The sequence below is a fragment of the Streptomyces sp. NPDC088350 genome (assembly GCF_044753545.1).
Classification (GTDB): domain Bacteria; phylum Actinomycetota; class Actinomycetes; order Streptomycetales; family Streptomycetaceae; genus Streptomyces.
On sequence record NZ_JBIVNL010000013.1, the window covers coordinates 42,578 to 62,951 of the forward strand.

The following is a 20,374-nucleotide window of genomic DNA, read 5'->3' on the forward strand; positions in this document are numbered from 1 at the left end:
CACAGCGCCGAACTCCCAGGGAGGGAACCCACCATGAGCTTCCACAAGATCGTCCCCGTCAAGAAGCACCGCAAGCCGGCCCCGGCGCCCAAGAAGCCCGCGCCGAAGAAGCCCGCCCCCAAGCGCCCCGTCGGGCACAAGGGCTGAGCCAGTACCCAGTGAGGCGGGGCCGCCGGTTAGCGAGTTCGCTCGCACCGGCGGCCCCGCCTCGGCCACGTCCAGGCCGCATTCCGTAGTCCGAAGGGAGTTGTTGACCATGAGGGAAGCCCGTGAGGCCTTCCGCCGTTTCTGGCCGCTGACCCGCGGTGACCGCAAGTGGCTCGCGGTGATCATCACCTGCGTCATCGTGTCGGCGCTCGCCGAGACCGCCGCGATCCTGCTCTTCGCGGACCTCACCGACAACGCCCTCAAGGCCGGTTCGCTGTCCGCGTTCTGGGGCCCGGCCGCCGCCTGGCTCGGCGTCGCCGTACTCGGCGCGCTCGTCGGCTACTTCGGCAACTCCCTGGCCACCTGGACCGCCGAACGCTTCGTCCTGCGCCTGCGCGCGAACGTCTTCCGCCATGTCCAGGACCTCCCGCCCCACTTCTTCCAGAAGCACCGCCAGGGCGACCTGGTCGAACGTCTCACGGGAGACGTCGAGGCCATCGAGCAGATGGTCGTGTCCGGCGTGGTCGGCACGATCTCCGCGGCCTTCTCGGCCGTCTTCTACGCCTGCGCGGCCCTGTACCTCCGCTGGGACCTGGCCCTGGCCACGTTCGTCCTGGCACCGCTGTTCCTGTTGGCGGCCCGCCGCTTCTCGGGCCGCATCAAGCAGGCCTCGCAGGACGAGCGGGTCGCGGACGGCGCGATCACGTCGGTGGTGTCGGAGTCCCTCGGCAACGTAGTGCTGACCCAGGCGTACAACCGCCGCAGCGACGAGGAGAAGCGCCTCGACACCGAGGCCCGCGCATGGATGAAGGCATCGGTGCGAGGCGCCCGCCTCAGCGAGATGTACGAGCAGTTCGTAGAGGTGGTCGAGACCCTCTGCGTACTGGCGGTCATCGGCCTCGGCGTCTGGGAGATCTCCGCCGACCGCATGACCCTCGGCGCGCTCCTCGCCTTCGCCGCCTTCATCGGCTACCTCTACCCCCCGGTCCGCAACCTCGGCCAACTCGGCCTCACCCTCACCGCCGCCACGGCCGGCGCGGCCCGCATCAACGAGATCCTGGACGCCACCCCCTCCGTCGGCGACCCCGCCGAACCCGTCCAGGCCTGGCCCGTCCACGGCTGGGTCAGCTTCCACGGTGTGACTTTCCGCTACCCGGGCGCGAGCCGCGACTCGGTGAACGACGTCACGTTCAGGGCGGGCCCCGGAGAACTGATCATCGTCACGGGCGAGAGCGGAGCAGGCAAGTCCACACTCTCCAAACTCCTCACGCGCTTCTACGACCCCTCGGGCGGCGTGATCTGCCTGGACGGCGTCCCCCTCCGTGACGTACCCCTCGAATTCCTGCGCGAGAACGTGGCGTTGCTCCCCCAGCAGACCCTGATCCTCAACGGCACGATCCGCGAGAACATCGAGTGCGGCCGGCCGGGCGCGACGGACGAGGAGATCGAGCGGGCGGCGAGGGCAGCGGCGGCGCACGACTTCATCACCGCACTGCCCGAGTCCTACGACACCGAGATCGCCCCCGGCACGGCGGCGCTCTCCGGCGGCCAGCTCCAACGGATCGCGATCGCACGGGCGATGCTCCGCGAGGCGCCGGTCCTGGTCCTGGACGAACCCACGGCCGGCCTCGACTCGGTGGCGGCCCGCCAGGTGATCCAGCCCCTCCGCCGCCTGATGTCCGGCCGTACGACCATCATGATCACCCACGACCTGAGCCTCGCCCCCGACGCGGACCGCATCCTGGTCGTGGAGGGCGGACGCCTGGTGGAGACGGGAACGCACGCGGAGTTGGTGTCAAGGGGCGGCGCGTACGCGCGACTTGCGGGCCCGCTGCCGGAGATGGCGATCACGGGAACGGGCACGGGACGGCACCGTGCGGAGGACACGATGATCCTGCGCCAGGTTCCGTCACCGGCACCCGACGAGACGATGATCCTGAGGCTGCCGCTCAAGTAGCCGTCACCTGGCGGGAGTTGCCCGGAGGGTGTACCCGAGCCCCCGCACGGTGTGGATGAGCCGCGGTTCGCCGCGGCTCTCCAGTTTCCGGCGCAGATACATGACGTAGACGTCGAGGGTGTTGGACGCGGGCTCGAAGTCGAAGCCCCAGACGTGCCGGTGGAGCCGGGACCGGGTGAGCACGGTGCCCGGATGGTGGAGCAGGTACTCCAGCAACAGGAACTCGGTCCGGGTGAGTTCGAGCGGCCGGCCGCCGCGGGTGACGGTACGGCTGCGCGGATCCATGACGAGATCGTGGAACGCGAGCTGCTCGAACTCGGGGGCGGGCAGCGGCTCATCGCCCGCCCGCCGCCCACTCCTCCGCAGCAACGCCCGTACCCGCGCCAGCAGTTCGTCCACCGCGAACGGTTTGCTGAGGTAGTCGTCGGCGCCGTTGTCGAGGGCGACGATACGGTCGCCGACGGCGGTCCGCCCGGTGAGCATCAGGATCGGCACGGTGGACCCGGAGGCGCGGATACGGCGGGTGGCGGCGAGCCCGTCCAACTCGGGCATGGAGACGTCCATCAGCACGAGGTCGGGCGCGGCGCCGTCGTCCGGCACGCCGAGGAGATCGAGGGCGGTACGTCCGTCTCTCGCGAGGACGGTCTCGTACCCCTCGAATCTGAGCACCCGGCCGAGCCCTTCGCGTACGTCCGCGTCGTCGTCGGCCAGCAGGATCTTCCGCGCCAGCGCCATTCGAACACGGTGTGACCGGTGGCTGTGGCGGGGCTGGCAGAGGGCTATGTGTGGGCTGGGGCTCGGGACGCGAGCCGGCGGAGGAACGGGAGGAGAAGGGCGTAGGCGACGAGGGGAACGCAGAGGAGCAGGAGGAAGGGGTGGGGTTCGTCGCCGACGATCACCTCCCACAAGAGGTACATGAGGCCGGCGAAGAAGGCGAGGACAGCTCCGGTGCTCGCCCGCTCCTGGGCTTTGCGACGCCCTGCGCGCAGCCTGATCCGCGCCTCGACCTCGGGCCGCGGCTCCCAGGCCATGCCCCGGTGTGCGGCGGCGACGGTCCGCAGATCGTCGATCTCGGCCCGGAGATCGGGGAGTTGCCAGTCGTCGACGTTGGGGAGGAGCAGCCTGCGGCCGTCGTTGTCGTAGAGCCAGGTCCACCACCGGGCGTCCGCGCGGGCCTGCTTCGGACGTTCCTCGACGCGCAGATCGTAGATGTCGTGCCAGGCCCGTCTGCGCACGCGGAAGGCACCGCGGACGGTGACGCCGTCGGCACCGACGGAGGTGAGCCCGCGCAGCGTGGCGAGCACACCCCAGACGGCCAGCGCGGCGACGAGCGCCAGCACGAGCAGTTTGTACCGGACCGGAATGCTGTCGGGCCGCGTCATCTGAAGCACGCAGTTCCCCCCGACGATCCACGTGAAGGCGAGCCGCCCCCGGGACATCCTTCTCCACCGGCGGTACTCCCGCTCGATCCGGTTCCTGTCCCCGTCCATTTGCCTCCCCAGAGCCTGTGTTGGGGACGACCGTAGGGCGGGAAACTGTCCTCGTTCAGGGGCGGGTGTTCAGAGGGCGACCAGATTGACGACGTTGATCACGACGTGCCGGTTGGACACGACGTAGGTGATGAATCCGCCTTTGAACGCGGCCGACCAACTGTTGTCCCGGTTGCTGGTCGCGGGTGACCCGTAGGGGTTCAGGCTGAGCCGTTTCTCAAGCTCCTCCAGCGACGCGCGCTGTGGGGCGGCCATGGTGGCCTTGCGCTGAGCGGCGCGGTCGACGTACCGGATCGCGTATGCGCTCACCCGTGCCTGCCGGCGTCGATGGGGCGGTTGTCGGCGTCGTAGGCGTTCCCGTCCGCGTCGCGGAAGACCATGCCCTCGGTGTCCCCCTCGGTCATCCGCTTGACCGTCTGCTCCACCTCGTCCAAGTAGCCCGGTGTCGAGCAGGCACACGCGAAGGGGAACCACTTGTCGGTCACGGCGTCGAGCGCCGGCTGATCGAACTGCGCCGCCGCGCTCAGCCAGTCCTGTTCGAAGGCCTGAAGCCAGTCGGGACGTCGTTGCAGGGCCGCGCGGATTGCCTCTGGGGCTCTCTCGCAGGAGCGGGGATCCACCTCGTGAGCCATGATCGGTTTCTCTTCTCCGGCGGGGGCGACAGGGCGACCGGAGGTCCACGGTAGAGCGTGGTGAGGGGCGAGTGCTGGAAGACGAGACCGGTGCGGTGTCACAGTTCGCTTCCCGGGATACGTCCGCCTCGGCTGATCGCGACGCGGATCACGTCCTCCAGCGACTCGGACGCCCTGGTGAGCGCGAAACGCACGGCTCGCTCGCCGGCCTTGGGATCGGCGAGCACTGCCTTGGCTCCTACGAGTACCTGCTCCCCGGAGTCGAGTTGGGCCGCTTCGATGTCGTCGGCGAGGAGGGAGAGGCGGCTGCCGTCGTGGTCGGTGCTGAGGTAACAGGGCCTGCCGTCGGGGTTGTTCCAGGGCAGCAGCCGCAACTGCCGTTCGCCGTATGTGTTGTTGGGGGTAGTCATGCCCGCACCACCACTCCGTGGATACGGCGGGGCCCGACGTCGATGCCGTGCACGGCGAACCAGAGGGCGCGTCGTCGTTGCCGTTGGAGTCGCCGTTTGCGGCGGGCGCGGCGCTGGGAGGGGAGCAAGGCGTGCACGAGTGCCATCAGCAGTAACTCCCAGATTCCTACGACGCGTTCACTCATGTCGGCGCGCTCCTCTGTCCTTGTCCACGTCCTGACGAGCGGTGATTACCTTTCGTGCCTCGATCGTCACTGGTGCGGCGTACGCTGCGGAAGAGGGTCGGCGTTGTCTGCGGGCCCAGGCAACGGGGAGGGGTGACGTGACCGAACAGGTTGACGCGGAGGGTGAGTCGGGGCGGGCGGTGCTGGGGCGGACGCTCCGGTATCTGCGCGAGAAGGCGGGGAAGTCGCTCGGGCAGCTGGCCGAGGACACCGGCTACGACAAGAGCTATCTGAGCCGCCTGGAGTCGGGGGAACGGCTGTCCAAGGTGACGGTCATGGAAGACCTGGACGTGTATTACGAGGCCGGTGAGCTGCTGGTCAGTCACTGGAAGGTGGCCCGGCTCGACGCGTTCAAGGACCAGTACAAGCGGTTCATGGGGCTGGAGGCGACAGCGCGGGTCATGTGGAAGTTCGCGCTGGGTGTACCCGGACTTGTGCAGACCGAGGATTTCGCTCGTGAGGTGTTGTCTGGCGCCCAGACAACACCTGGTCGCGCGGAACTGGTCGAGGAACAGGTGGCGGTACGGCTCGGCCGGCAGTACCTGTTGCAGCAGGAGCCGGATCCCAACGTGCGCATCATCATGGACGAGTTCGCGTTCCGGCGCCCTGCCGCGAGTGGGAAGACCTGGGCCGACCAGTTGCTGCGCCTTGAGGCTGTTGCGATGTGGCCCAACGTGGCGCTTCAGGTCCTGCCGTTCGCCGCCGGGGTCCACCACCACATGAACGGCACCGTGACCCTGTTGTGGCAGCAGGACGGAAGCGCCGTTGCCTACACGGAGGGCAACAGCCGGGGCGAACTGATCGACGAACCGGACGAGGTTCTGCGACACCGACTGTCCTACGATCGGCTCAGGGATCTTGCGCTGTCCCCGTCGGACTCGCTCGCGTTCATCAGGGACGTACTGGAGGAACACAGATCATGAAGTCCACCCCTGACCTCAGCACAGCCGCCTGGCGCAAATCGAGCTACAGCGACGGGGGAGACAACAACTGCGTCGAGGTCGCCGACGGCTACACCGGCATCGTCCCCGTCCGCGACAGCAAGACCCCCACTGCCCGCCCGTTGATCCTCGCGGCCGTGTCCTGGGCCGTGTTCGTGGACGGGGTCAAAGCCGGCGCGGCTGTGCACACGTTCGGGTGACGCGGGTCGAATGGCCTGACATCCGCCGTTGCGCCTCCCTCATCGTTGATCTTCCGGTCGAATGGACGGCCGGGAGACCAACCACTGAGAGGGAACGGACGAGCCGGTTATGGTCGTAGACACGACGCGTCGAAGGAGGGCACCGGCCATGACTGCTCACGCTGCTGAACCCGAGCCGTCCGTCCCGCCGATGCCCGAGCGGTCGCCGAAGGCGCTGCGCAGGGCCATCGCGCAGCACACTCCCGAACTCCTCCCGGACTTCGACGCCCACTGGAAGTGGGCGATCGCCGACGCGTACGACGTAGGTCCCGTGCCCGCGTTCATGGCCCGCTGGTGGGGTGAGTACGCCCTCGCCCGTGATCCCAGGCTGGACGCGCACGTCCGCGACCTCGAACACCGAGCCGCGTACGAGTGCACCGACATCGCCGAGGCCAAGGCCCTCCTCGAAGAGGCGGCGAAGATTCACTACCGGGTCCGAGACCTGGAGCCCGGCGAGTGACCGATGGGTTCATGGGACCGCCTTGGCAGGCGGACTGGCGAACCGATGCCCTCGCCACCTTCGAGGAACTGCCCGACCACGCTCGTGAGATCGTCCTCGCGGCGCGAGCCGAACTGGTCACCGCGAAGGATCCGTACTTCCGTGGCGTCAATGCCGACGCCGGGTTACCCGAGGGCATGAGCGTCATGCCGGGCCGGTCCACCGAACCGAAGGGCCGCCACCTCTGCTTCTTCGACCGTGGGAACGGCTGGCTGAAATACACCTTCGTCCGCCGAACCGAAGACCCCCAGATCGTGGTCGAACAGGTCTTCTGGCAAGAACCTGAGCCTGTTGTTCCGCCTCCGGCGGAGCCGTAAGTTCTCGGCGATACGGACTTCCCGGCTCAACCGGACGGTGTGACCGGGGACCGTACGCCCATCCACTGCTCGGCGCCCCACTCCTCGTACCGTTGCACCTCGGTGAACCCGAGCTTCACCGCGAGCCGCATCGAGCGGGTGTTTGCGGTCTGGGTGCTGAGTACCACCGGCTCGCCGGGAAGCGCGTCGGTGAACCAGTCGAGTGCCGCCGCGCACGCTTCGGCGGCGTATCCGTGTCCCCATGCCTCCGGCAGGAAGAGATAGCCCGGTTCGGCCTCTCCGGCGTCCGGACGGACTTGGCTCCGGCGCTCCGCGTCTCGCCGGTTCAGCTCGACGATGCCGATCATCGACCCGTCGAGTTCGGCCACGAAGAACCCGGGGCGCCGCCCCGGCACCTCGGGCGCTGTGCGCTCCAGTTCGTCACGCGGCCGAGCGCCACCGACGTAGGTGCCCACCTCCGGTGAGGCGAACAGCTCGATGAACGCCGCGCGGTCCCGGGCCTCGGATTCACGGAGCACGAGCCGTTCGGTCCTGATCGGGGCGGGTGGCCAGGCCACAGGTTCGAATCCGACTCCGAGTCCGGTCATGGCGGGCAAACTGTCGCAGGCCCCGAGACAGCCATGATCGGACCCGTTCGGGTGAAGAAGGGGAAAGGAGGACTCAGGCAAGCCATGGCGGGGCTACGGTATAGCCATGGCAGAGAACACGACCATTCAGGTGTCCCGGAAGGCCCGAGACCATCTCGCCCAGGTGGCCAAGGAGCACGGGATGACCTTGGGGCAGTTCGTCGAGCAGCTGGCCGCCGCGCAGCCGACGGCGGAGCAGGTCGCGGAGAGGATTGCCGCCGACCGGCAGGTCGTCCGCGAGGTGATCGGCCTGGACATCCGCGACGAGGAGTTCGACGCGGCGCCTGACATTCTCGGCAACATCTACAAGATCGCTGCCGAGAAGGTCCGTAGGGCCCGAGGCGCGGCTGCGTGATCATTCTCGACACCGGTGCCACCCGGGCTCTCGCGGACGGGCACAAGACGTTGAACCTGCTCGCCGCGAACATGGCCCACACTCCGGGCGATCTGCTTCGGATTCCGGCGCTGTGCCTCATGCAGGCGGAGTCCGAGGACGCGGGCGCAGGGGACCGTGTGCTCGCGTTCTCCTCGGTGGTCGTCGACGACTTGACCACGGTCTCCTCAGTCACCGTCGGCACTATGATCCGCGACGGGTACGGCGGCCCGGACACCTGCCACGCGCTGTACTGTGCCCTGCCGCGAGCAGAGTTCACGGGCATGTCGATTCTCCTGACGACCCGGGAAGAGGCTTACCCGCCGGGTGTGGTCACTGTCGACATCGACTCCCCCGGAATGCTCGGCTTCCACTGAGGCCGAATGCGTCAGATCGGTCGGCCTCGTCGCCCACACCCGTCTGCCCGGGTACGGAGCCGGATGCCGAGACAGGCCGACCCTTCCCCCGCGAAGTGTGACACTTGCCATCGAAGTGTCACATTTTTTCAACTCACCTACTGGGGGCGGAACCTTCAGGCGGCGGAGCCGTAGGCGCCCCCGGAATCCGTACCGTAGCCACCGTCCCCCCACCCCGTGCGTGCGCCAAGGTGACTTCTCCGCCCGCCTGTTGGACCGTGCGGGCCACGATCGACAGGCCCAGGCCGGAGCCGGGGAGGGCGCGCGCCGACGGTGAACGCCAGAAGCGGTCGAAGACGTGCGGGAGTTCCTCGGCCGGGATGCCGGGGCCGTGGTCGCGGACCGTGAGGACACCGCGCGTGAGCTGGACCTCGATCGTGCCGCCCTCGGGGCTGAACTTCACCGCGTTGTCGAGGATGTTGACCACAGCGCGTTCCAGCGCGGAGGGCTCCGACTGGACGTACCAGGGTTGTACGTCCGCCGTGATCGTCAACTCCGGGCCGCGCAGGCGGGCTCGGCGCAGGGCCGCTTCCACGGTGTCCTGGAGCGAGACCACCTGGACGCGTTCGCCGCGCTGGCCCTCCGAACGGGACAGTTCCTGCAAGTCGCCGATCAGGGAAGCCAGTTCGGTCATCTGCGCCTTCACCGAGGCGAGCAGTGCCTTGCGGTCCGCCGGGGGGATCGGGCGGCCGGTCTCCTCGCTGCGGGTGAGGAGTTCGACGTTCGTGCGGAGGGAGGTGAGGGGGGTGCGGAGTTCGTGGCCGGCGTCGGCGATGAGTTGCTGTTGCAGCTCGCGGGAGTTGGCGAGCGAGGTCGTCATCGAGTTGAAGGAGCGGGAGAGGCGGGCCACCTCGTCGTCACTGTCCTCCTCGACCGGGATGCGGATGGCCAAGTCCTCGGTGCGGGCTACGTGTTCGACGGCTTCGGTGAGCTTGTCGATCGGGCGGAGACCAGCACGGGCGACCGCGAGACCGGCAGCTCCTGCGCCGATTACCCCGATGCCGGAGACGAGGAGGAGGATCAGAGCAAGGTCGTTGAGAGTGTTCTCGGTGCCCTTGAGAGGTACGGCCACGACGAGGGCGGCATCGGGCACGCCGGGCTGTTGGGCCTGGAGAGGCAGTGTCATCACCCGTACGTCATTGCCGTCCGCGTCGGTGCCGTTGCGGTAGATCCCCTCGCCGGTGCTCGCGTTCTTGATCACGTCCTTGTCGGCCTTGGTCACTTTGACCACGCCCACTGAACTGGGAAAGAGACAGACGGTTCCGTCGGCCTTGACCACCTGGGAGTAGGTGTTCCGGAAGTCGTTGCTGTTGTTCTGCGGGGTCTGGGTGCAGTTGAGGACCACCGCGTCGATGTTGCCGTTCTCTGGCCCCCGCATGCCGATGGCCTTCTTCAGGTCGCTGTCGACCTGCTCGTACAACTTCCCCTGCACAATGAACCAACACGTAACCGAAACCGCCGCCACCGCGAACGCCACCGCCGCCGCCACCAACATCGCCAGCCGCGACCGGATCGGCAGTGTCCGGAACCGGTGCAGGAACCGGTGGAGGACCTTCTTCACTCCGCCCCACCCTGCCGCAACACATACCCCACACCACGAACCGTGTGCACAAGCCGAGGCTCGCCCCCCGCCTCCGTCTTCCGGCGCAGGTACATCACGTACACATCAAGGGAGTTGGACGACGGCTCGAAGTCGAAGCCCCACACTGCCTTGAGGATCTGCTCGCGGGTGAGGACCTGGCGGGGGTGCGCCAGGAACATCTCCAGCAGAGTGAACTCCGTGCGGGTCAGCTCGACTTGGCGGCCGTTCCGCGTCACCTCGCGCGTCGCGAGGTCCATGCGGAGGTCGGCGAAGGTCAAGGAGTCGTCCTCGGGCGCGGCACCTGCCGCAGCCGCCGCCGCGTAGGAGCTGCGCCGCAGCAACGCCCGTACCCGGGCGAAGAGTTCGTCGAGTTCGAAGGGCTTGACGAGGTAGTCGTCGGCGCCCGCGTCGAGCCCGGTGACCCGGTCGCCGACCGTGTCGCGGGCCGTGAGCATCAGGATCGGCGTCGTCGTGCCGGCGCCCCGCATCCGACGGGCCGCCGTCAGGCCGTCCATGCGCGGCATCTGGATGTCGAGGACGACCAGGTCGGGCTGGTACGCGGTCGCCTTCTCCAACGCGTCCGCGCCGTCGACGGCGACCTCGGTGTCGTAACCCTCGAAGGCGAGGCTGCGCTGGAGTGCTTCGCGTACCGCCGGCTCGTCGTCGACGATCAGGATGCGCTGGGTGTCACGGTCGCCTTCGGCGGGGCTCATGGGCTGGATTCCTCGGGTGCGGTGGGACGGGGAGACAACGATCGGCCGGTCGCAATCAGCCTGCCATGTTTCCCGGCCGGCGAGTAAAGAGGAGGGGAGGGGACAAAAGGTGAGATCAGCCTCGCCGTCTCACTGGACGGGGCTTGGCTGTCTCACCGGACCGGCCCCGCCACCTCGCCGGGATCAGCCCCGCATCGTCTGGAGCCGGCCCAGCGGCACCTTGCGGTGGTGCGGGCGGGCGGTGCCGGTGCGCAGCCCCATCAGCTCCGGGGCCGGCGCCACTTCCGGCGCCCGCGCGGCCGGCGCGTGCAGTTCGTACGCCACCCCGAGGGCCAGGCCGAGACCGGCCGCTCCGGTGTCGGCCACCGTGTGCGAAACCTGCTTGATCATGACGTACTCCCTACTGGTTCGGGTGGCGAAGTGCCTAGTTGTCGGAACCGCCGGCCCGCAGCGAAGCCAGGTCCGCCTTGACGGTGTTGATCGGGATGGCGAAGCCGAGGCCGACGCTGCCGGCGTCGGACGACGAGGACGAGGAGGACGAACTCGCGGAGTACATCGCGGAGTTGATGCCGATGATGTTGCCGCTCGCGTCGATCAGCGCGCCGCCGGAGTTGCCCGGGTTGAGGGACGCGTCCGTCTGGAGCGCCTTGTACGTCGTGGTGGACGTACCGGTGTCGCCGTTGAACTGCTGGCCGCCGAACTGGAACGGCCACTGGCCGTCGCTGCCGCCCGAACCCTGGCTCTGGCTCTCGTCGGTCGAGACGGTCACGTCACGGGACAGGGCCGAGATGATGCCGCTGGTGACTGTGCCGGTCAGGCCTTCGGGGGAGCCGATCGCGACGACCGTGTCGCCGACCTTGACGCCGGCGGAGTTGCCGAGGGTGGCGGGCTTGAGGCCGGAGGCGTTCTCCAGCTTGAGGAGCGCGAGGTCCTTCTTGCTGTCGGTGCCGACGACCTTCGCCGTGTACGACTTGCCGTCGCTCGTCTTGACCTTGATGGAGGAGGCGCCCGCGATGACGTGGTTGTTGGTGACGATCTCGCCGCCGCTGGTGATGATCACGCCGGCGCCGGTCGACGAGCCGTTGCTCAGGGTGGCGTTGACCTCGACCACGCTCGGGCTGACCGCCGCGGCGATGCTGGCGACGTCGCCCGTCTTGCTGGACGGCACGACCGCCGTGGTGGTGCTGGAGCTGGCGACGGTGTCCTTGCCGGTCAGCTGCTGGAAGGCGTACGCGGTACCGCCGCCGACGGCCGCGGCGACGATCGCCACGGCGGCGAGCAGCGCGATCGGTCCCCGGGTCCGCTTCTTCGGCCTGGGCGCCTCGCCCTGGACGTGGGTGAGGAGAGCCGTGTCGCCACCGCCACCACCGCCGTGGCCGCTGCCGCTGCCGAAGGCTCCGCCGTCACCGCCGTGGCCGCCGCCGTATGCTCCGCCGTCACCGCCGCCGTACGCTCCGCCGTCGGCGCCGAAGGCGGCCTGCGGGGACGGCGAGGGGGCGGGCGCCTGGCCCGGCCACACCGTCGTACCCGGCTCGACGGTGACCGGCTGCTGCACCGGCTGCGCCTGCTGTACCGGCTGGGCGGGCTGCACCGGCTGCACCGGCTGCGCCTGCTGCGGCTGCTGCGGCTGGTAGGCCGGCGGCGGCGGCCACTCCGGGTTCACGGGGGAAGAGGCGTGCTGCTGCTGGGGGTACGCCTGCGGCTGCTCGCCCTGGGGGGTCTCGTACTCGCCGCTGCGGCGGAAGCTCTCGGTCATGGAAAAGAGACTGTCGCGGGATCATGAGAGGTACCTGAGTGCCCGCTGAGAAGCCCGACAGAACCTCGTATGCCCGATATAAAGACGCCCGGCCCCCGGAAATCCGGGGATTCCGGCCCGTCCCCGTGACCTCGGGGACGGGAGTGGGCGGTGGTGGGCGGCGGTGGGGTCAGCCCTCGCAGCCGCAGGACTGCCGTATCACCAGCCGCGACGGGAACACCTTCAGGCGCTCGCGGCGCGAGCCCGCCACCCGCAGACCGTCGTCGAGGACGAGGTCGACGGCCGCGCGGGCCATCGCCGGGCGGTCCGATGCGATCGTTGTCAGCTTCGGGTCCGCGAGGGCCGCTTCCTTGATGTCGTCGAAGCCGATGACCCCCAGCTCGCGCGGCACGTCGATGCGCAGCTCGCGCGCGGCCCGCAGCAGGCCGATCGCCTGGTCGTCGGTGGAGCAGAAGATCGCGGGCGGACGCCGGGGCCCGGAGAGGATCCCGAGGGCGACCTGGTAGGCGTCGTAGCGGTTGTACGGCGCTTCGAAGAGCCGGCCCTCGGTCGGCAGGCCGGCCTCGGTCATCGCGCGCCGCCAGCCCTCGACGTGGTCGGAGACCGGGTCGCCGACGGCCGGTGTGTCCGCCGTACCGCCCATACAGGCGACGTACTCGTAGCCGTGCTCCAGGAGATGGCGGACGGCGAGCTGGGCGCCGCCGAGGTCGTCGGTGACGACGGCTACGTCGTCGATCGCCTCGGGGCGTTCGTGGAGGAGGACGACCCGGGCGTCCCAGGCCTCGATCTCGGCCGCCGCGTTGTCGTTCAGGGCGTGGCTGACGAGGATCAGGCCGGAGACGCGCATCCCGAGGAACGCGCGCAGGTAGTGGACCTCGCGCTCGCCCACGTAGTCGGAGTTCCCGACCAGCACCATTTTCCCGCGCTCGGACGCGGCCTGTTCCACCGCGTGCGCCATCTCCCCGAAGAAGGGCTGGCGCGCGTCCGGCACGATCAGGCCTATGAGGTCCGTACGCCGCGACGCCATGGCCTGGGCCACCCGGTCGGGTCGGTACCCCAGTTCCTTGATCGCGGCGAGGACACGCTCGCGCGTGGCCGGGGCAACCGGCCGGGGTCCGTTGTTGATGACATAGCTGACGACGGCAGTCGACGTCCCTGCCAGCCGCGCCACATCATCCCGAGTCACCTTGGCCACGCGCGGAGTCTACGCGGATGGACCCGCTCTGGGCAGGGCGTTTCGAAGCTTCTCTGAGCTTCCGCGCCGCTTCCCCGTGCGGAAGCGATGCCCTGCCCGGACGCGGGTTACGCCTCGGCCGGGATCTCGGCGGCGTCCAGGGCGGCCGAGTCGGCCGTCTCGTCCGCATCCTCCGGCTTTGCGCCGGCGATGGCAGCGCTTGCCTTCAGCTTGGCGTCCTCGCCGCCCCGGTCGCCCTTCTCCGGGGTAACGAATCGATAACCGACGTTCCGGACGGTCCCGATCAGCGACTCGTGCTCGACTCCGAGCTTCGCGCGCAGCCGTCGTACGTGGACGTCGACCGTCCGCGTACCGCCGAAGTAGTCGTAGCCCCAGACCTCCTGCAGCAGCTGCGCGCGCGTGAAGACGCGGCCCGGGTGCTGCGCGAGGTACTTGAGGAGCTCGAACTCCTTGAAGGTCAGGTCGAGGACCCGGCCCTTGAGCTTCGCGGAGTACGTCGCCTCGTCCACGGAGAGATCGCCGTTGCGGATCTCCATGGGGGAGTCGTCGTTGACGATCTGCTGGCGGCCCATGGACAGCCGCAGTCGCGCCTCGACCTCGGCCGGACCGGCGGAGTCGAGCAGCACGTCGTCGATGCCCCAGTCGGCGGTGACGGCGGCGAGGCCGCCCTCGGTGACGACGAGGATGAGCGGGCATCCGGGTCCGGTGGACCGGAGGAGCTGACACAGGCTGCGCACCTGGGGCAGGTCACGGCGGCCGTCGATCAGGATGACGTCGGCACCGGGGGTGTCGACGAGAGCGGGGCCTTCCGCCGGTGCCACGCGCACGTTGTGCAGCAGCAGCCCGAGGGCCGGAAGCACCTCCGTCGACGGCTGGAGGGCATTGGTCAGGAGCAGCAGAGAACTCATAAGTCTGGTTCCTCCTCGGTCCCTGCGAGGACGTGTGTCGTGCGGCACAGCGTTTGCGACTCCGGGGGCCTTGTATCACCGGCGGCCACCTGTGGTTTCCCGTGGTGTACCGCTTCGTATACAACGCTCCCGGAAGCACAAAAGGACCCGGGGGCTTCGCTGCCCGAGTCCTCTGTCGAGCAGAATAGCCCACATGAGCGCTGGTACGGCAGGTCATGTGGCACGATCCACCGTTCGTCCGAACTCTGAGACGATCAGACGTACACCTTTGCGGACGTTTCTGCACACCGACGACGGGGTGACGATCGATTCCGTATACGAACCGGGGGCGGCCGTATACGACGCCTCCCGGTCACCTTCCGGTGATCCGGTGTTCGTCGTGGCGCACGGTTTCACGGGCGACGTGGACAAGCCGCACGTACGCCGGGTGGCCGAGGCGTTCGCCCAGTACGGGGCCGTGGTCACCTTCTCCTTCCGGGGTCACGGCGCCTCCGGCGGACGGTCCACCGTCGGCGACCGCGAGGTGCTCGATCTGGCGGCGGGGGTGGCCTGGGCACGCGCACAGGGGCACGCGCGCGTGGTCACCGTCGGCTTCTCGATGGGCGGTTCGGTGGTGCTGCGGCACGCGGCGCTGTACGGACCGCGTCCTTCCGAAGGTTCACCGGGTGATTCCGATGGTCCGGGGCGCGAGGGGCGCACGGAAGCGCACATGCAAGCGCACACGGACGCGGTGGTTTCGGTGAGCGCGCCGGCCCGCTGGTACTACCGGGGCACTGCCCCGATGCGGAAGGTCCACTGGCTGGTGACCCGCCCCGAGGGCCGGCTCGTCGGCCGCTACGGCCTCAACACCCGTATCGAGCGCGGCGGTTGGGACCCGGTCCCGCTCTCCCCGGTCGAGGTGGTCCCGTGCATCGCGCCCACGCCCCTCCTCATAGTCCACGGCGACCGCGACGGCTACTTCCCCGTCGACCACCCCCGCATGCTGGCCGAAGCCGCCGGTGACCACGCCGAACTCTGGCTGGAGCCGGGCATGGGCCACGCCGAGCACGCCTCCGCCGACGACCTGCTGGCCCGCATCGGGCGCTGGGGCAGTGCACAGGAGAGCTAGCCTGACGTTTGCAAAAACCGACCAGAAACCGATCGATCGAGGAAGCGGATGCCAAAGGTGACGGTGCGCTACTGGGCCGCCGCGAAGGCCGCGGCCGGGATCGCCGAGGAGCCGTACGACGCGGCCACCCTCGCCGAGGCCCTCACCGCGGTGCGCGCGCGACACCCCGGGGAACTCGCCCGCGTACTGCTGCGATGCTCCTTCCTCGTCGACGGTGACCCCGTGGGCACGCGTGGACATGAGACGGTACGGCTGGCCGAGGGCGGCACGGTCGAGGTGCTCCCGCCGTTCGCAGGAGGATGAGCGAAGCGATGAGCGACCAACCGTACGAGGGCTACGGCGAGGGTTACACCCCCTACGCCCAGCAGCAGCCGCAGCAGGCACAGGAACCGCAACCGCAGGCGTGGCCCGGTCATCAGCAGCAGGCGTACGACGACCCGCAGGCCGCGCAGCAGTACACCCAGCAGTGGCAGGGCCAGACCTGGGACACCCAGGTCCAGCGGTCGAGACCCGCCGCGTCCGACCTGGCGTACTTCCCGCCGCAGAACTACCAGGCGCCGACGCCGGGTTACGACCCCTACGCGCAGGTTCCGTTGACCGCGCCCCCCGCCGCTCCCTCTGCGGAAGAGGGCTACGGCCCCCCCTCCCTCGCCGGCAACGCCCGTATCACCGACGCCCAGCGGGCCCGGCTGGAGGGCCGTTCGCCGATCATCGAACCCGGGATGCAGCCGGCCGGCCTCACCGCCGTACTGGCGCTGCTGCTCGCCGTCACCGCGCAGGTCGGGTCGTACGCCCTCGTCGTGCCGCTGGTCGTGCTGCAGGCGGTGACGGCCGCGGGCTGGTTCCGGCTGAACGGGATGTGGCCCGCCCGGCAGGGCATCGCGCTGGCCTTCGCGGGCGCGCTCGTCGCGGACGTGGCGCTGCTCGCGGCCGGCCGGGAGAACGGCCCCGCCGCGATCCTCGGCACCCTGGGCGTCTGGGTCCTGCTCTCCCTCGTCACGCAGCTGCGCTCGCACGCCGACCCGGACACCCGGATCACGAGCCTGATGGCGACGGTCGCCTCGGCGGCGCTGGCCATCGTGGCGACCGGCCATCTCGCGGCCGACCCGGACGCGGTCACCGTCGGCGCCGCCGCAGTCGCGGTCGCGATCCTGGCCCGCGCGCTCCCGCTGCCGACCGTGGCGTCGGTCGTCGTCTCGCTGCTCGCCGCCGCCGGCGCGGGCATCGCGGCCGGCGGGATGACCGGCATGGGCGCGAAGGGCGCGCTGCTCGGCGCGGGCGCGGCGGTCTGCGCCCTCATCGGCCACCGCGTGGCGAGCTACGACTACCCGTCCCGCTTCGTCCACTTCACGGCCGGTGTGGCCCTCCCGCTCGCGGCGGCGGCCCCGGTGGTGTACGTGCTGGGACGGGCGCTGGCGTAGGAGCGGGAGTCGCTCGTGGCCCTGTCACAGGTGATCGACAATTTCCCCCTGCACGCATCTCGCGGGACTACGCTCGCGTTCGGCGGCTACCCGTTAGTCGTATGACTGTTGTCGACGATCACCAGGTGGGGGAACGCCGTAATGCGTGGGCTACGAATACTTCTGGTCGTCGTGGTGGTGCTGGGCATCCTGTTCGTGGCCGTGGACCGGGTCGCGGTCTACTTCGCGGAGGACGAGGCGGCGTCCAAGGTGAAGACCACCGAGAACCTGGCCACCACCCCCGACGTCTCCATCAAGGGCTTCCCCTTCCTCACCCAGGTCGCCTCCGGTGAGCTGGACGACGTCGAGCTGAACGTCAAGACCTACGAGGTGCCCACGGGGAACACGGGCGGCGCCGGCGCCTCCACGGTCCGTATCGACGACCTCAAGGCCGACATGAAGGACGTGAAGTTCTCCGGCGACTACAGCTCCGCGACGGCGGCCACCGCGACCGGTTCCGCGAGCATCTCCTACGACCAGCTGCTCAAGGCCGCCAAGTCCCAGCCGACGAGTGTCTTCACCGGGGTCAAGGCGCAGATCGTCGGCCTCTCGGACGGCGGCAACGGCAAGATCAAGGCCGATATGAAGGTCACGGTCGCGGGTGTCGGGACGACGACGTATCCGGTGCTCAGCACGGTCACCGTCGACGGCGACACCGTCAAGGTGCACGCCGACAACCTGCCCAAGCTGGTCGTCGACCTCGCCGACTCCCGGATCCGCTCGATCACCGACTTCCAGCAGACGATCGACCAACTGCCGGGCGGCGTGAAGCTGGACAGCGTGCAGGCCGCGCGGAGCGGTGTGGAGATCAAGGTGAAGGGTTCGAACGTCCGGCTGGCCGGGTAGGACGACGGGCGGCGGATGGACCGTGCCTGTCCGAGGGGCGAGACGAGGGTGTCCGTGCGGCAGGGAAGTCAACGGCCGCGAGGGCTCGGATTCCCTGTCGTAGTGCCTTCGTCGGCGTTTCTGTCTCACATCACGGACGATCGCGTCTCAAAATACGACACACCGGTGACATGTCCCGCTGTCCGTCCCTACGATCGACCCTATGAGGCAACAGGCGGATCTCACGAAGCGGCGGGCAGTGGACCTGTGCCGCGTCGCCGCCATGCTCTGTCGCACTTTCTGAGCGGAAGCGCAGGCTTCCGTCTTTCCCCGTGCCCCTGATCGGGGCACCCGCGCGCTGCCCTCGGACTCGGAAGCGAGCGCGCACCCCCTCTCTCACGCACCGCACCGCCGTAACTGCCCCGGAGGAGAAAAGCATGAGCCGCAGCGACGTCCTGGTCGACGCCGACTGGGTCGAGGCAAACCTCGACAACCCGAGCGTGGCCGTCGTCGAGGTCGACGAGGACACGTCCGCGTACGAGAAGAACCACATCAAGAACGCGATCCGGATCGACTGGACCAAGGACCTCCAGGACCCGGTACGCCGTGACTTCGTCGACCAGGAGGGCTTCGAGAAGCTCCTGTCCGGCAAGGGCATCGCCAACGACACGCTGGTGATCCTCTACGGCGGCAACAACAACTGGTTCGCCTCGTACGCCTACTGGTACTTCAAGCTGTACGGCCACGACAACGTCAAGCTCCTCGACGGTGGCCGCAAGAAGTGGGAGCTGGACGCCCGCGAGCTGGTCGAGGAAGTCCCCTCGCGCCCGGCCACCGAGTACAAGGCCAAGCCGCAGAACAAGGCGATCCGCGCGTTCCGCGACGACGTCGTGGCGGCGATCGGCTCGCAGAACCTGGTCGACGTCCGGTCGCCCGACGAGTTCAGCGGCAAGCTGCTCGCGCCGGCGCACCTGCCGCAGGAGCAGTCGCAGCGCCCCGGCCACGTGCCCTCGGCCCGCAACATCCCGTGGTCGAAGAACGCCAACGACGACGGCACCTTCAAGTCGGACGACGAGCTCAAGGAGCTCTACGCCGACGAGCAGGTCGACCTGGCGAAGGACACCATCGCGTACTGCCGTATCGGCGAGCGCTCGGCCCTGACCTGGTTCGTGCTGCACGAGCTGCTCGGTGTCGAGAACGTCAAGAACTACGACGGTTCCTGGACCGAGTACGGCTCCCTGGTCGGCGTTCCGATCGAGCTCGGCGCCAACAAGTAAGCCCCGACCAAGCCCAAGCCCTAACCCGTAAGGACAGACCATGTGTGGAGCGAAGGCCGGCGGCCCCGACGCCTCGACGATCAAGCCCGGTGAGACCACCATCCAGGGCCAGGTGACCCGCAACGGCGAGCCGGTGACGGGCTACGTCCGTCTCCTGGACTCGACCGGCGAGTTCACCGCGGAGGTCCCGACCTCCGCGACGGGCCAGTTCCGCTTCTACGCGGCCGAAGGCACCTGGACCGTCCGCGCCCTCGTTCCGGGCGCCACCGCCGACCGCACGGTCGTCGCCGAGACGGGCGGGCTGGCGGAGGTCGCGATCGCGGTCTGATCGCCGTTTTACCGTCGAAGGGCCGCACCTCACCGGAGGTGCGGCCCTTTCGCATGCCCGGGCCTACCCTGGAAGCATGCTGGCCCGCCGCCGTCGTCTCTACTTCGTCATGATGGGCATCTGCATCGGACTCTTCGTCCTGGCCTGGGGAGTCGTGCGGATCTGGTCCGTGCCCGCGGCCGTCGGCATGTGCGTGGTGGCGATGGTGATCCCCCCGGTCGCCGCGATGGTCGCCAACCGCCGGGGCCCCGACGACCGCTGGTGGGACGACCCCTCCGGCGACCCCAAGTCCGACGAGTGGTGGGACGAGCTGGACGGCAAGAAGCGCAGGCCGTAGGGCAGGTGGGTAGAGGGCGGGCATGTCGCCTACGAGACTGTCCACCGTGGTGCTCGACGCGCGGGACGCGCACGAGCTGGCCGGCTTCTACCTCCGCCTCCTCGGGTACGTGATCCGGGCCGAGGAATCCGACTGGGTCCTCATCGGCCCGCCCGACGGCGGCACGGGCCTCTCCTTCCAGACCGAGCCGGAGTACGTCCCGCCCGTGTGGCCCACCCGGAACCCCGGTGAGCAGCAGATGATGCTCCACCTCGACATCGAGGTCGACGACCTGGAGACCGAGACGGCGAGGGCGGTGGCGGAGGGGGCCACACTCGCCGAGTACCAGCCCCAGGACCATGTACGGGTCTTCTTCGACCCGGCGGGACACCCGTTCTGCCTGTGGATCAGGTCGTAGCGATGATCGCCATCAGCAGTCCGCCGATGCAGAGTGCCGTGAGCGCCCCGGTCCAGAAGGAGTCCTCGCGCAGGGCCCGGGGTGCCCGGAACCACCGGCGACGGGAGCGCGTGGGGGTCGCTCGCGGCACGGGTGCGGGTGTGGGTACGAGGGCCGGTGTGGATGCGGGTGGCATGAGCGGTGGGGGTACGGCCTGGTTCATGGGCACCTGGATCAG

Annotated in this window: 30 protein-coding genes; 16 read left to right on the forward strand and 14 right to left on the reverse strand. The window is 69.1% G+C overall.

Going from position 1 to position 20,374, the window contains the following annotated elements; genetic code table 11:
• The first annotated feature begins 256 nt into the window (after positions 1-256).
• Positions 257-2,104 carry an ABC transporter ATP-binding protein gene (locus tag ACIQBL_RS37705; protein ID WP_401950513.1) on the forward strand — a complete coding sequence of 616 codons (1,848 nt, stop codon included), beginning with the start codon at positions 257-259 and terminating at the stop codon, positions 2,102-2,104.
• A gap of 3 nt (positions 2,105-2,107) precedes the next feature.
• On the opposite strand, the gene ACIQBL_RS37710 is transcribed toward ACIQBL_RS37705, so the two are convergent.
• From ACIQBL_RS37710 to ACIQBL_RS37735, 6 genes are all read right to left on the reverse strand, one after another.
• Complete coding sequence (locus ACIQBL_RS37710) at positions 2,108-2,839, reverse strand: response regulator transcription factor (protein ID WP_401950516.1); 732 nt, start codon at positions 2,837-2,839, stop codon at positions 2,108-2,110.
• Positions 2,840-2,883: 44 nt separating this feature from the next.
• Positions 2,884-3,594 (reverse strand): PH domain-containing protein, encoded by a 711-nt coding sequence (locus tag ACIQBL_RS37715; RefSeq protein ID WP_401950518.1) that lies wholly within the window; start codon positions 3,592-3,594, stop codon positions 2,884-2,886.
• A gap of 69 nt (positions 3,595-3,663) precedes the next feature.
• Positions 3,664-3,903 (reverse strand): hypothetical protein, encoded by a 240-nt coding sequence (locus ACIQBL_RS37720; protein WP_401950520.1) that lies wholly within the window; start codon positions 3,901-3,903, stop codon positions 3,664-3,666.
• On the reverse strand, positions 3,900-4,226 hold the full coding sequence (locus ACIQBL_RS37725; protein WP_401950523.1) for a DUF6247 family protein: 327 nt from the start codon (positions 4,224-4,226) through the stop codon (positions 3,900-3,902). The genes ACIQBL_RS37720 and ACIQBL_RS37725 overlap by 4 nt, the downstream gene beginning before the upstream one ends.
• 98 nt (positions 4,227-4,324) lie before the next feature.
• Entirely contained in the window at positions 4,325-4,636 is a 312-nt protein-coding gene (locus ACIQBL_RS37730; RefSeq protein WP_401950525.1) for a hypothetical protein, read from the reverse strand.
• Positions 4,633-4,821 carry a hypothetical protein gene (locus ACIQBL_RS37735; protein ID WP_401950528.1) on the reverse strand — a complete coding sequence of 63 codons (189 nt, stop codon included), beginning with the start codon at positions 4,819-4,821 and terminating at the stop codon, positions 4,633-4,635. The genes ACIQBL_RS37730 and ACIQBL_RS37735 overlap by 4 nt, the downstream gene beginning before the upstream one ends.
• A gap of 137 nt (positions 4,822-4,958) precedes the next feature.
• On the opposite strand from ACIQBL_RS37735, the gene ACIQBL_RS37740 reads away from it, so the two are divergent.
• The 4 genes from ACIQBL_RS37740 (at position 4,959) to ACIQBL_RS37755 (ending at position 6,856) form a co-directional block, all read left to right on the forward strand.
• On the forward strand, positions 4,959-5,783 hold the full coding sequence (locus tag ACIQBL_RS37740) for a helix-turn-helix domain-containing protein (protein WP_401950531.1): 825 nt from the start codon (positions 4,959-4,961) through the stop codon (positions 5,781-5,783).
• Complete coding sequence (locus ACIQBL_RS37745; protein ID WP_401950534.1) at positions 5,780-6,001, forward strand: DUF397 domain-containing protein; 222 nt, start codon at positions 5,780-5,782, stop codon at positions 5,999-6,001. The genes ACIQBL_RS37740 and ACIQBL_RS37745 overlap by 4 nt, the downstream gene beginning before the upstream one ends.
• A gap of 148 nt (positions 6,002-6,149) precedes the next feature.
• Positions 6,150-6,500: a hypothetical protein gene (locus ACIQBL_RS37750; RefSeq protein ID WP_401950537.1), complete on the forward strand. Its 351-nt coding sequence runs from the start codon at positions 6,150-6,152 to the stop codon at positions 6,498-6,500.
• The gene (locus ACIQBL_RS37755; protein ID WP_401950539.1) at positions 6,497-6,856 is read left to right on the forward strand and encodes a hypothetical protein; all 360 of its coding nucleotides are present in this window, start codon (positions 6,497-6,499) and stop codon (positions 6,854-6,856) included. Before ACIQBL_RS37750 ends, ACIQBL_RS37755 begins: the two co-directional genes overlap by 4 nt.
• A 26-nt stretch (positions 6,857-6,882) precedes the next feature.
• Here the strand turns inward: ACIQBL_RS37755 and ACIQBL_RS37760 are convergent, their stop codons facing one another.
• Positions 6,883-7,443: a GNAT family N-acetyltransferase gene (locus ACIQBL_RS37760; RefSeq protein ID WP_401950542.1), complete on the reverse strand. Its 561-nt coding sequence runs from the start codon at positions 7,441-7,443 to the stop codon at positions 6,883-6,885.
• Positions 7,444-7,549: 106 nt separating this feature from the next.
• Between ACIQBL_RS37760 and ACIQBL_RS37765 the strand changes: the two genes are divergently transcribed.
• Positions 7,550-7,837, forward strand: coding sequence for a hypothetical protein (locus ACIQBL_RS37765; RefSeq protein WP_401950545.1), 288 nt, complete (start codon positions 7,550-7,552; stop codon positions 7,835-7,837).
• Complete coding sequence (locus ACIQBL_RS37770; protein WP_401950548.1) at positions 7,834-8,232, forward strand: hypothetical protein; 399 nt, start codon at positions 7,834-7,836, stop codon at positions 8,230-8,232. The genes ACIQBL_RS37765 and ACIQBL_RS37770 overlap by 4 nt, the downstream gene beginning before the upstream one ends.
• A 133-nt stretch (positions 8,233-8,365) precedes the next feature.
• On the opposite strand, the gene ACIQBL_RS37775 is transcribed toward ACIQBL_RS37770, so the two are convergent.
• The 6 genes from ACIQBL_RS37775 to ACIQBL_RS37800 all read right to left on the reverse strand — a co-directional run bounded on the left by ACIQBL_RS37775 (position 8,366) and on the right by ACIQBL_RS37800 (position 14,425).
• Positions 8,366-9,832 (reverse strand): sensor histidine kinase, encoded by a 1,467-nt coding sequence (locus ACIQBL_RS37775; protein ID WP_401950551.1) that lies wholly within the window; start codon positions 9,830-9,832, stop codon positions 8,366-8,368.
• Positions 9,829-10,566, reverse strand: coding sequence for a response regulator transcription factor (locus ACIQBL_RS37780; RefSeq protein WP_200686993.1), 738 nt, complete (start codon positions 10,564-10,566; stop codon positions 9,829-9,831). The genes ACIQBL_RS37775 and ACIQBL_RS37780 overlap by 4 nt, the downstream gene beginning before the upstream one ends.
• A gap of 183 nt (positions 10,567-10,749) precedes the next feature.
• Positions 10,750-10,956, reverse strand: coding sequence for a hypothetical protein (locus ACIQBL_RS37785; RefSeq protein WP_401950554.1), 207 nt, complete (start codon positions 10,954-10,956; stop codon positions 10,750-10,752).
• Between the two features lie 34 nt (positions 10,957-10,990).
• Positions 10,991-12,322, reverse strand: coding sequence for a S1C family serine protease (locus ACIQBL_RS37790; RefSeq protein ID WP_401950557.1), 1,332 nt, complete (start codon positions 12,320-12,322; stop codon positions 10,991-10,993).
• Positions 12,323-12,491: 169 nt separating this feature from the next.
• Positions 12,492-13,517 carry a LacI family DNA-binding transcriptional regulator gene (locus ACIQBL_RS37795; RefSeq protein ID WP_401950560.1) on the reverse strand — a complete coding sequence of 342 codons (1,026 nt, stop codon included), beginning with the start codon at positions 13,515-13,517 and terminating at the stop codon, positions 12,492-12,494.
• 107 nt (positions 13,518-13,624) lie between these two features.
• A complete protein-coding gene (locus ACIQBL_RS37800) occupies positions 13,625-14,425 on the reverse strand; it encodes a winged-helix domain-containing protein (protein ID WP_401950562.1) in 801 nt (266 codons plus the stop codon).
• A gap of 193 nt (positions 14,426-14,618) precedes the next feature.
• Here ACIQBL_RS37800 and ACIQBL_RS37805 point away from each other — a divergent pair, with 193 nt between their 5' ends.
• The 9 genes from ACIQBL_RS37805 to ACIQBL_RS37845 all read left to right on the forward strand — a co-directional run bounded on the left by ACIQBL_RS37805 (position 14,619) and on the right by ACIQBL_RS37845 (position 20,157).
• Entirely contained in the window at positions 14,619-15,533 is a 915-nt protein-coding gene (locus tag ACIQBL_RS37805; RefSeq protein ID WP_401950565.1) for an alpha/beta hydrolase, read from the forward strand.
• 48 nt (positions 15,534-15,581) lie between these two features.
• The gene (locus ACIQBL_RS37810) at positions 15,582-15,836 is read left to right on the forward strand and encodes a MoaD/ThiS family protein (RefSeq protein ID WP_401950567.1); all 255 of its coding nucleotides are present in this window, start codon (positions 15,582-15,584) and stop codon (positions 15,834-15,836) included.
• Between the two features lie 8 nt (positions 15,837-15,844).
• The gene (locus ACIQBL_RS37815) at positions 15,845-16,954 is read left to right on the forward strand and encodes a hypothetical protein (protein ID WP_401950570.1); all 1,110 of its coding nucleotides are present in this window, start codon (positions 15,845-15,847) and stop codon (positions 16,952-16,954) included.
• 141 nt (positions 16,955-17,095) lie between these two features.
• Entirely contained in the window at positions 17,096-17,839 is a 744-nt protein-coding gene (locus tag ACIQBL_RS37820) for a DUF2993 domain-containing protein (RefSeq protein ID WP_401950573.1), read from the forward strand.
• A 202-nt stretch (positions 17,840-18,041) separates the two neighbouring features.
• A complete protein-coding gene (locus ACIQBL_RS37825; RefSeq protein ID WP_353963781.1) occupies positions 18,042-18,122 on the forward strand; it encodes a putative leader peptide in 81 nt (26 codons plus the stop codon).
• 133 nt (positions 18,123-18,255) lie between these two features.
• Positions 18,256-19,095 carry a sulfurtransferase gene (locus tag ACIQBL_RS37830; RefSeq protein WP_401950576.1) on the forward strand — a complete coding sequence of 280 codons (840 nt, stop codon included), beginning with the start codon at positions 18,256-18,258 and terminating at the stop codon, positions 19,093-19,095.
• Positions 19,096-19,135: 40 nt separating this feature from the next.
• Complete coding sequence (locus ACIQBL_RS37835; protein ID WP_401950579.1) at positions 19,136-19,423, forward strand: DUF1416 domain-containing protein; 288 nt, start codon at positions 19,136-19,138, stop codon at positions 19,421-19,423.
• 76 nt (positions 19,424-19,499) lie between these two features.
• Positions 19,500-19,760 carry a DUF3099 domain-containing protein gene (locus ACIQBL_RS37840; RefSeq protein ID WP_401950582.1) on the forward strand — a complete coding sequence of 87 codons (261 nt, stop codon included), beginning with the start codon at positions 19,500-19,502 and terminating at the stop codon, positions 19,758-19,760.
• A gap of 22 nt (positions 19,761-19,782) precedes the next feature.
• A complete protein-coding gene (locus ACIQBL_RS37845) occupies positions 19,783-20,157 on the forward strand; it encodes a VOC family protein (RefSeq protein WP_401950584.1) in 375 nt (124 codons plus the stop codon).
• Here the strand turns inward: ACIQBL_RS37845 and ACIQBL_RS37850 are convergent.
• Positions 20,147-20,287, reverse strand: coding sequence for a hypothetical protein (locus ACIQBL_RS37850; protein ID WP_401950587.1), 141 nt, complete (start codon positions 20,285-20,287; stop codon positions 20,147-20,149). The two genes, ACIQBL_RS37845 and ACIQBL_RS37850, sit on opposite strands and share 11 nt — an antisense overlap.
• Positions 20,288-20,374 lie beyond the last annotated feature (87 nt).